This is a genomic window from Streptomyces sp. NPDC090798, assembly GCF_044768965.1.
Classification (GTDB): domain Bacteria; phylum Actinomycetota; class Actinomycetes; order Streptomycetales; family Streptomycetaceae; genus Streptomyces.
This window is the reverse complement of the sequence record NZ_JBIVXA010000020.1, coordinates 150,192-164,740: the sequence shown is the minus strand read 5'-3', so window position 1 is coordinate 164,740 and position 14,549 is coordinate 150,192. Positions and strand designations below refer to the sequence as shown.

Here is a 14,549-nt window from a genome sequence, read left to right as displayed (position 1 = left end):
CGATCCCCAGGGCCATGCGCCCCCGGATCCGCTCGGGATCGTAGGGCACCGCGCACACCGTCACCGGAACTTCCCGGCTGCCCACGGTGCGTCACCGGTGCAGGGACTCGGCGACGGCCGGGTCCTCGAGCACGGTGACGCACCAGGCGAAGTGCTCGTCACCGCCGCCCGGCGCGAAGGCGTCGCTCGTGGCCATCGCATAGGCGGCCCGGTACAGCAGGAGGTCGTCGACCGCGTAGCCGAACTCGTCGGCGAACCGCGTGGTGAGCTGCCGGGTGATCTCCGGGGCGTGCTCGGTGCCCGCCGGGAAGATGGCCGCGGCCACGGCGGCGTCGAACCGGGGGTCCCCGCCCGTGGACAGGAAGCCGTAGTCCACGAGGGCGAGCGGCCGCAGGTCGTCGTCCACCAGCACGGTCTCCGGGAAGACGTCACCGTGGACGACCGCCTCGTCGGTACGGGGCAGCGAGCGCAGCTTCCGAAGCAGCCGGGCGCGCGTGTCGTCGAAGTCGCGGACATGCGTGGAGAGCCGGTCCGCGCACCGGCTGACCCGCCGGTCCACCAGGTCCGCCAGGGCGGATCCGAAAGTGGCGTGGCCTTCCCACAGCGGGCGTTCCTCGTCCAGCACAGGAAGGTGCTTGACCTCGTCGACGTCACGGGCGTCCGCGAGGGCGCGCAGCACGCCGACCAGGCAGTCGACCGCTTCGGGTAGCACCTCGTCCGGGTCGTCGGTGCGGATCCTGCCCGCCAAGGGCGCGCCGGTCAGCTCCCGCTCCACGGTCATCGGGACACCGTCGATATCCTCGACGGCGAGGATCTCCGGGGCGCCGAACGGCAGGTGCGCCGCGGCATCGGCGTAGAAACGCTGCATCCGCCGCAGTTCGGATCCCCGCCGGCGCTCCCACACCTTGGCCACCGTTCCGTCCCCGAGTCGGTAGACGGCTCCCTCCACCGCCGCCTCGACGGGCCCGGCGTCGGGATATCCGGCGTCGACGAAATGTCGTACGCGCCGGGCCGTGGTGTCCCGTATCGCATCGGACATCTCGTGCCTCCTTCCGCCCCCGGCGTGAACGACCGGCCGGTCGGCGGGGCCGACGCCGGGACCATCTCCCACGGTAGGCCCCTCGCCCGCGCGACACCCGGTGACGGAGCGCTGCCGGGCGCCGTGCGGTCCGCCACGCGTATACGGCGCAACAGTGCCGGCGGATCCTGCGTATCCGGAGCCGACAGTGGCTGTTCCTTCGTACACTGGCGGCCGTCGCCCGCCGACGGCCGCGTCCGGCCACTGCGCGGGGACCCGCCGACGGGCACCATGCACTGCGGCGTCCGTCGACCGCAGCCCCCTACCGCTAATCCGGCCGTGCCCCGCCCGGGACGCAGGCCGAACTCGACCTTGCAGGATCGTGGGCGGAGCGGGAGGCGGCCCTTGACCAGGGCGCACGGCGAAGGGCCGCCCGGAGCCCGCAGTCCTGTCGTAGCAGGGCGTTCCCACCTCGGAGTCGAAGCTGCGATTCAGCGCTACCGACTAGTACTCCAGCCGGACTTCTGTATTTTGTCTGGTCAACGGCCTGGCGGTGGGGAGTGTAGCGGGGGTGCGGTATGGGTGGGACGGTCTTGGGTTGGTCGTCCACCCAACGTGTGCCCGCGCCGCATGTAATGACAGCGTCGGGCGCGTGCTTGGTGGCGGCGTCGCCATCGGGACCAGTTCACCGCGTGGTCGCAGTGTGCAGGAGGGTGGCGGGGCTCGGTTGCCAGCAGTTGACAGGCCGAAGAGACAGACTTTAGCGGTGCCAGTGGCGGGGGCCGGCTAGATCTTGGAGCGTCGAACTTCTGGTCCGCGGCCGGACCGGGATGAAGTCACCTGGAGGTCATACGGTGGCGCTAAGTGTTGAATTGGGTTGCTGGGCGTGTTTGTCGTACTGGGTTGCCTGGAGGCAACAGTGCCTCCAGGCAACCCACTTGAGGCTCTAGAAGAAGCCCAGCTTCCTCGGCGAGTAAGACACCAGCAGGTTCTTCGTCTGCTGGTAGTGCTCCAGCATCATCTTGTGCGTCTCGCGGCCGATGCCGGACTGCTTGTAGCCGCCGAACGCCGCGTGCGCGGGGTAGGCGTGGTAGCAGTTCGTCCACACCCGGCCCGCCTGGATCGCACGGCCCGCGCGGTACGCGGTGTTGATGTCGCGGGTCCATACGCCGGCCCCGAGGCCGTACAGCGTGTCGTTGGCGGTCTTGATGGCGTCGTCGAAGTCGTCGAACGACGTGACCGAGACGACCGGGCCGAAGATCTCCTCCTGGAAGATCCGCATCCGGTTGTCACCCTCGAAGATCGTCGGCTGGACGTAGTAGCCGCCCTTCAACTCCCCGTCGTGCTCGACACGTTCGCCACCGGTGAGGATCCTGGCGCCCTCCTGACGGCCGATGTCCAGGTAGGAGAGGATCTTCTCCAACTGGTCGTTGGACGCCTGCGCGCCGATCATCGTGTCGGTGTCGAGCGGGTGGCCCGGCTTGATCAGCTCGGTGCGGGCGACCGCGGCCTCCATGAACTCGCCGTAGTGACCGCGCTGGACGAGCGCCCGTGACGGACAGGTGCAGACCTCGCCCTGGTTGAGGGCGAACATCGTGAAGCCCTCGAGCGCCTTGTCCCGGAAGTCGTCGTTCTGCGCCCAGACGTCGTCGAAGAAGATGTTCGGGGACTTGCCGCCGAGCTCCAGCGTGACCGGCTTGATGTTCTCCGAGGCGTACTGCATGATCAGCCGCCCGGTCGTGGTCTCACCCGTGAACGCCACCTTCGCCACCCGCGGGCTGGACGCGAGCGGCTTGCCCGCCTCCACGCCGAAGCCGTTGACGATGTTGACGACGCCCGGCGGCAGCAGGTCCGCGATCAGGCTCATCCAGTAGTGAATGGACGCCGGAGTCTGCTCGGCGGGCTTGATGACGACCGCGTTGCCCGCCGCCAGCGCGGGGGCGAGCTTCCAGACCGCCATCAGGATCGGGAAGTTCCAGGGAATGATCTGCGCGACGACCCCGAGCGGCTCGTGGAAGTGGTACGCGACGGTGTCGTCGTCGACCTCGCCGAGCGAACCCTCCTGGGCGCGGATCGCCCCCGCGAAGTAGCGGAAGTGGTCGATGGCCAGCGGGATGTCGGCGGCCAGGGTCTCGCGCACCGGCTTGCCGTTCTCCCAGCTCTCGGCGACCGCCAGCTTCTCCAGGTTCGCCTCCATCCGGTCGGCGATCTTGAGCAGGATGTCGCCGCGCGCGGTGACGGAGGTGCGGCCCCAGCCGGGCGCGGCCGCGTGCGCCGCGTCCAGCGCGCGCTCCACGTCCTCGGCGGTGCCCCGCGCGACCTCCGTGAACGGCTGCCCGTTCACCGGGCTCGGGTTCTCGAAATACTGCCCACGAGCCGGCGCCACGTACTCGCCGCCGATGAAGTGGTCGTAACGCGCCTGGTAGGAGACGATCGCGCCCTCGGTGCCGGGCGCCGCGTAACGGGTCATGCTGGTCTGCCTCCCGGAGAAGCGCTGCCCGCCGTTGGACAGCTCTCACCGCGAGGCTAGGAGCGCGGACGTTGCAACGACGTTGCGGACGCGGCAGGGCGGCCCTGCCCGACAACCGACCGATGCCGCGCCGCGAGCGCTGCGGGGTGCGGTCGGCCCGGTGGCGCGGCCTGTTCGCGCTCCAGCTCCTCCAGCCGGGCCCGCACCGTCGCCGTCGGGCGTACGGCGGCCAGCGCCCGCCATACGTCGAGGTCGTCCTCGCCCCACGGGGCGCGCGCCCAGTCCGCCAACAGGTCGGGGTCACGACGGGCGATCAGCGCCGTACGCAGCCCGTCGGCCAGGCGGCGCCGCAACCGCACCACGGCCGGGGCCCCCGAACCCGGCAGCAGCGGGCCCGCGTACGCCGCCGCGGCCGCCGTGACCGCGCCCGTACCGAGCCGCCGTTCGACGACCGCCACGTCGGACTCGACCGGCGCCATGAGCCGGTAGGGCCGCGAGCCCAGCAGGCCGGGGCCGAGCAGGCGGCGCAGCCGGGTCAGCTCGGCGCGCAGAGTCACCGGCGTCACCGACTCGTCCTCGTACAGCGCGCACAGCAACTCGTCGCCCGACAGCCCCTCCGGGTGTCTTGCCAGCAGCACCAGGATCTCGCTGTGCCTGCGGCTGAGCCTGACCTTCCGGCCGCCCGCGACCAGTTGGGCCTCGTCGCGGCCGAGCGCGGTCAGCTCGAGCGTGTCCGCCGCCGATTCCGCCGGTGCGAGCAGCGCCAACTGGGACTCGGCGGCCCGCGCCACCGCCTGCACGAAACCGAGACTGTGCGGATGCGCGAGCCCGTCCCCGCCCGTGATGTCCACCGCGCCGAGCACCCGCCCCGTGCGCGGATCGTGCACCGGCGCCGCGGCGCACGTCCAGGGCTGGACCCGGCGGATGAAGTGCTCGGCCGCGAACACCTGCACCGGTCGGTCCACGGCGACCGCCGTTCCCGGCGCGTTGGTGCCGACCGAGGTCTCCGACCACCGTGCGCCCGGTACGAAGTTCATCCGCCCCGCCTGCCGCCGCGTCGCCGGATGTCCCTCCACCCACAACAGCCGGCCCTGCGCGTCGCACACCGCGAGAAGGTGCTCGCCGTCCGCCGCGAACGTCCCCAGGAGCTCCCGGAAGAGCGGCATCACCCGGGCCAGCGGATGCTCCGCCCGGTAGGAGCCCAGGTCGCCGTCCGTCAGCTCCACCCGCGCCGTGCCGTCCGGTGCGACACCGGCCCGTGCCGATCGCCGCCATGAATCGGCCACCACGGAGCGCACCGGTCGCGGCACCGTGCCCGCCTCGGTGAACGCCTGGTGCGCGCGGCGCAGTATCCGCACCCGCTCGACGGGATCGGTTCCTGGTTCGAGGGCCACCCACGGTTCGGTCAACTCGGCCTCCCGGTAGGCGATGCGGCTGGAACCATCGTCACTCCCGGTGCGGGCGCGGACAAGCACCGTGACGAAGCTCCTCATGTGGCGCTCGCATCGGCGTGGGCCGCCGGGAAGCCGCGGCGGGGGCTCCGTCAAGCGAAGTTGACGAGCCTTATGTACCGCGTCCAGTCCCAGTTCGGCCCAGGATCCGTGTGGGTGGTGCCCGGTACCTCGTAGTGGCCGATGATGTGGGCCCGGTCCTTGGGGATGCCGTACTTCGCGCAGATCGCGGCGGTCAGTTTTGCCGATTCCTCGTAGAGCGCGTTGGTGAAATAGGCGGGCAGGTCCACCCAGCCCTCGTGTTCGATGCCGATACTGCGGGTGTTGTAGTCCCAGTTCCCCGCGTGCCAGGCGATGTCGCGCTCCCTGACGCACTGGGCGACATGCCCGTCGGCCGATCGCACGAGGTAGTGCGCGGACACCTTCTTCTCGGGGTTCTGGAAGATGGCCACGGTCCTGGGATAGGTCTCCTGCGTGACGTGAATGACCACGTAGTCGAGCGGATAGGCCGTCGGCCGACTGGACGCCGTGTAGTTGGAGGTGCTCGCCGGTGCCCATTCGGCGAGCGGATAGTCGACGGCCGCCGTCTCCGCAGTCGCCTGTGGGCCGGGCAGTAACGCGTAGGGGAGGGCGGCGAGGGCGGCGCCGCCCTTGAGCAGGCGTCGCCGGCTCGGGAACGATCTGGCCCGTTCCATGGGGGAGTTGCCTTTCCGGGATGGGGGGGACGAGGGCCAGCCGCGTTCAGCGGCGCAGCGTCGCGGCGGTGTCGCGCAGTTGCGCGTGCAGGCCGCGATGTGTCTCGCGCGCGGGCAGCCACTCCTTGCGGATCTTGGCCACGCATGTGTAGTTGGTGTCGCAGACGTTGGCGAGCGGCGATTCGACCGCCTGGGTCGCGAACTGGTAGGCGTCCAGCTCGCTGAACCCGTAGTCGCGCACCAACCACTGCACCAGGTCGAGCTGTGATATGCGGAACGCGTCCTCCAGCGGGCGTGCCGAGCCGGTCGAGATGATGTGCGTGTCGGACTCGATGCGCGGCCAAGGGGTGGCGACTCCCTTGAGCAACTCGACGATCACCACCGTGTTCATCGCGCACTCGACGGCCACCCCACACGTCTCGCCCTCGCCCTGCCGCGCGTGCCCGTCACCGAGGCTCAACAGGGCGCCCTCGACGTTCACCCCGAGGTAGCAGGTGACGCCGGCCCGCATCTCCGGAGTGTCCATGTTTCCGCCGTGCGCGTCGGGCACCAGCGCGGAGCGCACCTCGAGGTTCGCGGGCGCCACTCCGACGGTGCCGTGCATCGGGTCCATGGGCAACTCGATCCGGATGTCGCTGTCCCGGGCGCTGAAAAGGGCGGTACGCCGCTCCCGGTCGAGCTGCCAGATCCACACGGTCTCCGGCAGCGGAGGCTGCAGCGTGGCCGTGGTGTGCGTGGAGGTGAGAGCGCCGAACAGCGGGACCGTCGTCGAGGCCGCCCAGTCTCGAGCAGGCTCGATCGACACGAAGTGCACCGCCACGGTGTCGCCCGGCTCCGCGCCCTCCACATGGAAGGGGCCGGTCTGCGGATTGAGGAACGGGAACTCGCACACCTCGGACACCAGGTCCTTCTCCGAGCGCACCCGCCCGGCGAAGCAGTCCTCCGTGTACAGATCGAGGACGGTGCCGGGCGCGATGCGTGCCACGGGCGGCGCGCCGCCGAACGTCCAGGCGTACTCGCCGGGTTCGGGGCGCACGGTCAGGATGCGGGGGTCACTCATGGCTGCACGGCTCCGCTCTGCCGAAGGTCGGGGGACGAGGTCTCGTCGAGGTGGACACGGGCGGTCTCGGCTATGCGCCCGGGGTGGCGGCGCGACAGGACGATCAATACCACGGCCCCAGCCGCCATCCAGACTCCGACAACCGGTCCCGCGTACGAAACGGGTGTGGTGAGTTCGGAAACGAAGTCGAAGACGGGCAGGCCCGCGGCCGTCAGCAGCGCGGGGACGAAGGCGACGATGCCCAGCAGGGGGAAGAGCAGATGCCGCACCGGTTTGAGCAGCTCGCGTCTGCGGCGCAGGAAATAGCCCGCACAGGCGAGGTTCACCACGATGTACACGCCGATGACGACCGTGACGATCACCGTCGCGAGCAGCAGGAACGCCGTGACGGGGTCGTAGTACAGACCGAGGCCCAGCACAGCCGCGACCGCCACGGCGCACTGCGCGGCGACGCCGGCGACGGGGGAGCGGTGCCGCGGATGTACGTGCGCGAAGAGATGCGGGAACACCTTGATCCGGGCCAGGGCGAAGGCCGTGCGGGTGGAGACCGTGGCGCAGGCGTTGGCGTTGGCGATCGTGGAGTTGACCACCGCCAGGAACACCAGCACCCAGAACACTCCGAAGGAAGCGCGGGCCACGCCTTCCCAGGACGCCGCGCCGGAGGCTCCGAAGCCCCCGAAGCGGTCGGGGCCGAAGTACACCGACATGGCGTACGTGGTGAGGACGTAGAAGAGACCGATCCCCAGTGCCGCGCCGAGGACCGCGCGGTGCATCGTCCGGCGGGGGTCCTTCGTCTCCTCGGCGAGCGGTGCCGCCGCCTCGAAGCCGGCGAAGGCCAGCACCGTGTAGACCGATCCCGCGAACACGCCGCTGACGCCTTCGTATCCCTTGGCCGTGTGAGAGGTCCCGAACACCGACAGCGTGTTGTCGCCCCCGGCCTTGGCGATCAGCCATACCGCGAAGACGAGGAAGACCAGTACCTCGAAGACGCCGAGGATGGTGCCGAAGCGAGCCGAGGCGCGGACCCCGAAGTATCCGGCGACGGCGATGATCGCCGCGCCCGCGAGCGACCAGGGCCACCACAGGTCGTCCGGGTAGGAGGACCACTCCTGGTGCAGTGTGCCCGCCGTGGTGAACCCGAGTTGCAGGAGCAGGAGCGGTGGCACCAGCGCCTCGACGAACACATAGCCCCAGCCGACGAGAAACCCCACGGCCGGGTGCAGCCCCTGAGCCGCGTACGTGGCCACCGAGCCCGCGCTGGGCAACTGTCGTGCCAGCTCGGCCACGCAGGACGCGGTGAAGAGGCAGGCGACGAGGGCTATCAGTACGGCAAGGGGCAGACTGCCGCCCGCGAAGGCCGCGCCCGCCGGAATGGACGCGGCGACCGCCGCGGCCGGCGCCATGGCCGTGATGCTCTGGAACAGGACCTCCCGCAGCCCAACAGCCTCACGCCGCAGTCCTGGAACCGTCTCCCCCGGCATCCGAACCCCCCGATCCCCCGATTCGCCCTGACAGCGGCCATCGGTTCGACGGCTGCGCCTTGCGTGAATTACGGTACGGCGCTTGCCGGTTGGGCGGGAGGGCATGGCGTTCGTCGGTGGACAACTTCGGGACTGTGGACAACTCGGTCGCCCGTGAGGGGGAAAGGGACCCTGAGTACCGCGCTGTCGACCGCGATGACCGCGCTAGGCCCGCCGCGCGTACCCGGCCGGATCGTCGAGCACCGCCCGCACCACCGAGTGGGCGGCCCCCAGCAGCGGCCCCTCGGACCCCAGCGGTGACACGGAGACGGCACAGGCGGGGCCCGCCGTGCGCCGCGACAACTCGCCCTCCAGCGAAGGCAGCAGCCACGGTGCGAGACCGGACAGCGCTCCACCCAGCACGACCGTCTCAGGATCGAGGAGGTTCACCGCGCCCGTGAGCGCGATACCGAGCGCGGTCCCGGCGTCGCGCAGGGCACGCCGTACCTCCGTATCGCCCTGGGCGGCACGCTCGGCCAGCAGCCCGACACGGTCCTCACGCGGCTCCAGACCGGCCGCGCGCAGCACGGCCTCCTCACCCGCGTACTGCTCGAGGCAGCCCCGTCCGCCGCACGGGCAAGGAGGGCCGTCCGGCCACACCGGTACATGCCCCAGCTCGCCCGCGAAACCGCGGGTTCCGCGCAGCAACCGTCCGTCCACGACCACGGCCGCACCGATACCGATCTCCGCGGACACATGCAGGAAGTCACGTGGGGTGGCATCGCCGAGCCAGAGTTCCGCAAGACCGCCGAAGTTGGCCTCGTTGTCCACGGTCAGCGGGAGGTCCCGGGGCAGCAGCGCGCCTAGATCCGTGTCGTGCCAGTCGAGGTTGGGGGCACGAACCACGGTCCGGGCGTCGCGGGCCACCAGGCCGGGCACCGCGACCGCGAGGCCCGCGGGCCACAACCCCTCCCGTTCGGCCTCGGCGACGACCTGCCGCACCAGCGCGGTCAGCTCCTGGAGCACCGGCTCGGGCGGCCGGCCGCGGTTCGTGCCGTGCCGCACCGCCCGCGCCCGTATGTCACCGCGTAGATCGACGGCGCACACCGCCAAATGGTCGACGCCCACCTCCGCGCCCATCCCGGCGGGGCCTCGCCCGCTGGCGGCGAGTGCCGAGCCCGGTCGCCCCACTCGTCCGGGCCGCTCGGGGCCCAGCTCTTCGAGGAGTCCCGAGCGGATCAGCTCGTCCACCAGTGTCGAGACCGCCGCCCGCGTCAGACCGATGCGCGAGGCGACGGCGGCCCGCGACAGCGGCCCCTCAGCGCTCACGGCGTGCATGACACGGGAGAGGTTTCGGCGGCGCATGCCCTGTTGGGTGTCGGGCAGTCGACGGCCGGAACCGGGCGGGTGGGCCTCGTGCAGTGGTGTGGTCATGCCTCCGTCAGTCCTCGTCCGGCGGGTCCCCCCAGGGGCCGTCCTCGTCCGTGCTCCCTCAGTCCTTGTTCGGTTCCCGTTCCAGGAGCGGGGCCGCGTCGGAGAGTACCCCGGCGATCCTGGCGAGCGTCTCCTCGTCCCGGTCCACGGCGTCGAGCACCGGTCCGTGGGCCGTTCCCCAGCGGCGGGCCACCGCGGCCGGGTCCTCGCCGGTCAGCAGGCCGGCGGCCTGCGCGGCGGCGCCCAGCGCGACCAGTTCCCTGGCCTCGGGCACCTGAACCGGACGTCCCGACAGCCGGCGTACGGTCTCCTGCCAGGCCGTTCCCCGGGCGCCCCCGCCGATGAGCAGCAGCGGCGCGGAGCGGTCCGCGTCCGGGTCGAGCACCAGGTCGAGGGCGCCGAGGAGCGAGTGGACCGCGCCGTCGTACGCCGCCTGCAGCAACTGCCCGCCCGTCGTGTCGTGCCTGAGGCCGTGCAGCAGCCCCGAGGCATGGGGCAGGTTCGGGGTGCGCTCGCCGTCCAGGTAGGGGAGCAGCGTCACGCCGGCACCCGGTTCGACGGCCTCGCGGTCTAGGCCCAGCAGCGTGGCGACACGATCGACGGCGAGCGTGCAGTTCAGGGTGCAGGCCAGCGGAAGCCAGTCGCCGCGTGCGTCGGCGAAGCCGGCGACGGTGCCGGTCGGGTCGGCGGGGCGCCGTGTGGAGACGGCGTACACGGTGCCGGAAGTGCCGAGGCTCAGTACGGCGGTGCCGGGGCGCAGGCCGAGGCCGAGCGCGGCGGCGGCGTTGTCGCCGGTGCCGACGGCGACCAGCGTGCCCTTGGAGAAGGGCAGCTCATCGCGGGCGTGCACGGTTCCGGCCACCTCGCCGGGCCGGGCGATGCGGGGGAGCAGCGCCGGGTCGAGTCCGACGTGCGCGAGGACTTCTTCGTCGTACCTCTCCGTAACGGACGCCCACCAGCCCGTACCGGAGGCATCGCCGCGGTCGGTCGTGCCCTCTCCCGTGAGGCGTTCGGTGAGGTAGTCGTGGGGCAGCCGTACGGCCGCGGTCGCGCGGACGGCGTCGGGTTCGTGCTCGGCCAGCCAGGCCCACTTCGTGACCGTGAAGGAGGGGCCGGGCACGCTGCCGGTGCGTTCGGCCCAGGCCTTCGGGCCGCCCAGTTCGTCGACCAGCCGCCGGGCCTGCGGCGCCGAGCGCACGTCGTTCCACAGCAGGGCCGGGCGTACGGGATCGCCCTGGGCGTCGAGGGTGACGAGTCCGTGCTGCTGGCCGCCGATCGACACCGCGGCGGCCTCGTGGGCCGCCGCGCCGCACTGGTGCAGCGCCTCGCGGAGCGCGTCCCACCACTGCCGCGGGTCGCTCTCGCGGGCCGCCCCGGTGGAGACGGTGTGCGGCGCCTGCCCGCTCGCCACCACCTGTCCGGTCGACGCGTCGACGACCAGGGCCTTGGTGGACTGGGTGGATGTGTCCACCCCGACGACGAGCGGACCCTCGGCTGCTGACATCGGGCTCTCCCTCTTCCGCGGCTTTGCGGGATCTGTCCTGGTGGTGGGGCTTGCGGACCGGTGTGGCCCAGGTTTCGCACTTCGTCTCTTCCCAGAGATGCCTTCGCATACTAATTTGTTAACCGCCATGACGAAATAGTCGGAGCTAGCAAGGAGCCGCGGCATGAACTACCAGCCCACCCCCGAGGACAGGTTCACCTTCGGCCTGTGGACCGTCGGCTGGCAGGGAAGGGACCCGTTCGGCGACGCCACCCGGCGAGCCCTCGACCCGGTCGAGTCGGTGCAGCGCCTGGCCGAGCTCGGCGCCTACGGTGTGACCTTCCACGACGACGACCTGATTCCCTTCGGGTCCTCGGACAGCGAGCGCGAGTCGCACGTCAAGCGCTTCCGCCAGGCCCTGGACGCCACCGGCATGCGGGTGCCGATGGCCACCACCAACCTGTTCACGCATCCCGTCTTCAAGGACGGCGCGTTCACCGCGAACGACAGGGACGTGCGTCGCTACGCGCTGCGCAAGACGATCCGCAACATCGACCTCGCGGTCGAACTCGGCGCGCAGACGTATGTCGCCTGGGGCGGCCGTGAGGGCGCCGAGTCCGGCGCCGCCAAGGACGTGCGCGTGGCCCTCGACCGCATGAAGGAGGCCTTCGACCTCCTCGGCGAGTACGTGACCTCCCAGGGCTACGACCTGAAGTTCGCGATCGAGCCCAAGCCGAACGAGCCGCGCGGCGACATCCTGCTCCCGACCGTCGGCCACGCTCTCGCCTTCATCGAGCGTCTGGAGCGCCCGGAACTGTACGGCGTCAATCCCGAGGTGGGCCACGAGCAGATGGCCGGGCTGAACTTCCCGCACGGCATCGCGCAGGCCCTGTGGGCGGGCAAGCTCTTCCACATCGACCTCAACGGCCAGTCCGGCATCAAGTACGACCAGGACCTGCGCTTCGGTGCCGGTGACCTGCGCTCCGCGTTCTGGCTGGTCGACCTCCTGGAGAGCGCCGGGTACGCGGGGCCGAAGCACTTCGACTTCAAGCCCCCGAGGACCGAGGACTTCGACGGGGTGTGGGCGTCGGCGGCGGGCTGCATGCGCAACTACCTGATCCTGCGGGAGCGCACGGCCGCCTTCCGTGCCGACCCCGAGGTCCAGGAGGCGCTGCGCGCGTCGCGCCTCGACGAGCTGGCGCAGCCCACCGCGGCGGACGGACTGACGGGGCTGCTCGCGGACCGTGCGGCCTTCGAGGAGTTCGACGTGGAGGCGGCCGCCGCGCGCGGGATGGCCTTCGAGCAGCTGGACCAGCTCGCCATGGACCACCTGCTGGGCGCGCGGGGCTGATCGTGTCCCGGTGAGGCCTGGCCCGTCTTGCGGGCCAGGCCTCACATCTCGCTGCGTGGGGCCGCCGTGGAATGCTCCGGAATCATGCGATCCACGGCATGAGTCCGTATCAACTTCGGCACAGGGGTCGCCCCATGACCGGTTCGAGGCGAGTCTTGACGGTATGGCCACCCCGCCCTTACCGCCTCAGCCTCCCCGGCCGCCGGGAGACACGCCCCCTTCGGGAAACGGTGGCTTCGGACCGCCGCCCGGAGGCTACGGGCCTCCTTCGGGAGGCCAAGGTCCCCCTTTCGAGGGCTACGGTCCCCCTCCCGGGGGTGATGGTCCCGAGCCTCCCGCTGGATTTCCCGGCGGTCCGGGAGGCCATGGTGGAGGGCGGCGCCGCACGCCGCTGTTCCTCGCGCTCGCCGCGCTCGTGGCCGTCGTGGCTGTCGTCGCCGTGGTGTTGTTGGTCCGCGGCGGCAGCAACACGCCCGACAAGAAGGGGCCCACCGCGAGTGGCGGCACTCAGGGGTCGTCTTCCCCGTCGCTGAGCATTCCGTCCGGGCTGCCCAGCGAGCTGCCTTCGTCGCTGCCCTCGTCCCTGCCTTCGTCTTTGCCCTCGGAGCTGCCGAGCGATCTGCGCAGCGTCCTGCCGAGTGACCTGCAGTCGCTCCTTCCGAGCTTGGGGAACGGCGCGCTGCCGTAAGCCACTGAGGTGACGGGCACGCGCGGGTGGACGCCGTTTCGCGACTCACGCACGCGTGCCCGACGAAAAGTCCTGCGGTCAGATCCCGTGCGGCAGTCGTACGTACGTGACCGTCGTCTCGATACCGCTGTCCACCAGGCGGCCCTGCGCGTCGAACGCGCCTGCCCCGTCGGTCATCCCGAAGTCGTTGTCGTTGATCAGCGCGAGTGTGTCGTGGTCCACGCGCGCGATGCCCTCGATCTTTCCGGGTACCCCCGCGACCGTTCCCAGGTCCACGACCAGACGCTTGGCGAGCACCGGGACGCCGGAGGCGGCCGGATCATTGAGCTGTTCCAGAGACGGGGATGTCGTGTCGCTGTCCCAGGGACCACCGAGGATGTTCGCGCCACGCGTGAGGTCCACCACCTGCAACCGCGCCGCCTTGTCCGTGCGTTCCTCCACCAGCAGCCGCTCGCGACCGACGGCCACCACGGAGGAGATCTTCAGCTCCGACGTGTCGTCCTCGCTGGGGTCGACCACGTTCACCGGGTCGAAGCGGTAGGCGTACTCGGCGGTGACGGCCCGCTTCTTCGGGGAGAAGCGCAGCAGCCGCGTCGTGCGCGAGGCGTCCCCCGCGTCGCCGTCCGGCAGGGAGAGCGGGCTCTGCACCGCCATCACCAGGTCGCCGCCGGGGAGCTGGGCGAGCCCTTCGAAGCCGCGATTGATCTTCCGGTGCAGCAGGACGGCGGGCAGCGCCTCGACCACCGGGTAGTCGGTGCCGGTCAGGTTCAGTCCCTTGGGCACATACCGCGTGAGGACCTTCCCGCGCGCGGAGACATGGATCAACGAGGGACCGTACTCGTCCACGAGCCAGAAACCGCCGTCCGCGGAACGGACGATGCCTTCGGTGTCCAAGCCGTTGGGGTTGTACGTGAGGGGGGTCTGCGCGTCATAGGAGTACGGCGCCTCGTCGCGCCCCGCCTGGTTGGACAGCCCCGTCACGGGCTTCCCGGAGGACGTGGTGATCGGGAGCGCGTCCAGCACCTTCACGGTGTCACCGGACACCCTGATCTTCACGATCGCCGGGTCGAAGCCGGGAACCGGGAACGTGCGGCGCTTCTTGCCGTCCGCCTTGATCTGCCCGTTGGGGCCGCGGTCGGTGACCGTCCAGAACTCGCCCCGGCGCCCGGCCGGGTAGATGTCGCTGCCGATCCCACCGAGGTCCACGCCCCGGTCGTCGCCCACCGTGCCGGGCAGCAGCGCGTTGCTGAACGAGCCCAGGGGAAGGTCGCCGAGGGTCGCGGTGCGCGTGACCCTCGGCTGCGACGGGTAGCCCTGAGCGCTCGCGGTGCCGACCGCCACGAGGGCGGCCAGCATCGCGAGCGGTACACCCGCGGCGACGGTTCGCTGGACATGGCGCCGGCCGACGGCGTGCGGGGACATCGGGCCTCCTGAGGCAC

The 14,549-nt window shown here is 71.1% G+C and carries 11 protein-coding genes; 2 read left to right on the top strand and 9 right to left on the bottom strand.

Annotated elements, in window-relative coordinates; translation table 11 throughout:
* Window positions 1–91: 91 nt before the first annotated feature.
* The 8 genes from ACIQTP_RS34795 to xylB form a co-directional block, all read right to left on the bottom strand.
* On the bottom strand, window positions 92–1,039 hold the full coding sequence (locus ACIQTP_RS34795) for a phosphotransferase family protein (RefSeq protein ID WP_403407497.1): 948 nt from the start codon (window positions 1,037–1,039) through the stop codon (window positions 92–94).
* Window positions 1,040–1,964: 925 nt separating this feature from the next.
* On the bottom strand, window positions 1,965–3,488 hold the full coding sequence (locus ACIQTP_RS34790; protein WP_403407495.1) for an aldehyde dehydrogenase family protein: 1,524 nt from the start codon (window positions 3,486–3,488) through the stop codon (window positions 1,965–1,967).
* Between the two features lie 56 nt (window positions 3,489–3,544).
* Window positions 3,545–4,897 (bottom strand): GAF domain-containing protein, encoded by a 1,353-nt coding sequence (locus tag ACIQTP_RS34785; protein ID WP_403407543.1) that lies wholly within the window; start codon window positions 4,895–4,897, stop codon window positions 3,545–3,547.
* Window positions 4,898–5,031: 134 nt separating this feature from the next.
* Window positions 5,032–5,634, bottom strand: a complete 603-nt coding sequence (locus tag ACIQTP_RS34780) for an N-acetylmuramoyl-L-alanine amidase (protein ID WP_403407493.1) — start codon at window positions 5,632–5,634, stop codon at window positions 5,032–5,034.
* A gap of 46 nt (window positions 5,635–5,680) precedes the next feature.
* Entirely contained in the window at window positions 5,681–6,694 is a 1,014-nt protein-coding gene (locus ACIQTP_RS34775; RefSeq protein ID WP_403407491.1) for an acetamidase/formamidase family protein, read from the bottom strand.
* On the bottom strand, window positions 6,691–8,175 hold the full coding sequence (locus ACIQTP_RS34770) for an APC family permease (protein WP_403407490.1): 1,485 nt from the start codon (window positions 8,173–8,175) through the stop codon (window positions 6,691–6,693). The genes ACIQTP_RS34775 and ACIQTP_RS34770 overlap by 4 nt, the downstream gene beginning before the upstream one ends.
* A 204-nt stretch (window positions 8,176–8,379) precedes the next feature.
* Window positions 8,380–9,588 carry an ROK family protein gene (locus ACIQTP_RS34765; protein WP_403407488.1) on the bottom strand — a complete coding sequence of 403 codons (1,209 nt, stop codon included), beginning with the start codon at window positions 9,586–9,588 and terminating at the stop codon, window positions 8,380–8,382.
* Between the two features lie 58 nt (window positions 9,589–9,646).
* Window positions 9,647–11,092: a xylulokinase gene (gene xylB, locus ACIQTP_RS34760; protein ID WP_403407486.1), complete on the bottom strand. Its 1,446-nt coding sequence runs from the start codon at window positions 11,090–11,092 to the stop codon at window positions 9,647–9,649.
* 163 nt (window positions 11,093–11,255) lie between these two features.
* Between xylB and xylA the strand changes: the two genes are divergently transcribed.
* Window positions 11,256–12,422: a xylose isomerase gene (gene xylA, locus ACIQTP_RS34755; RefSeq protein WP_389597617.1), complete on the top strand. Its 1,167-nt coding sequence runs from the start codon at window positions 11,256–11,258 to the stop codon at window positions 12,420–12,422.
* A gap of 424 nt (window positions 12,423–12,846) precedes the next feature.
* Complete coding sequence (locus ACIQTP_RS34750; protein WP_403407484.1) at window positions 12,847–13,110, top strand: hypothetical protein; 264 nt, start codon at window positions 12,847–12,849, stop codon at window positions 13,108–13,110.
* Between the two features lie 78 nt (window positions 13,111–13,188).
* On the opposite strand, the gene ACIQTP_RS34745 is transcribed toward ACIQTP_RS34750, so the two are convergent.
* Entirely contained in the window at window positions 13,189–14,532 is a 1,344-nt protein-coding gene (locus tag ACIQTP_RS34745) for an esterase-like activity of phytase family protein (protein WP_403407482.1), read from the bottom strand.
* Window positions 14,533–14,549 lie beyond the last annotated feature (17 nt).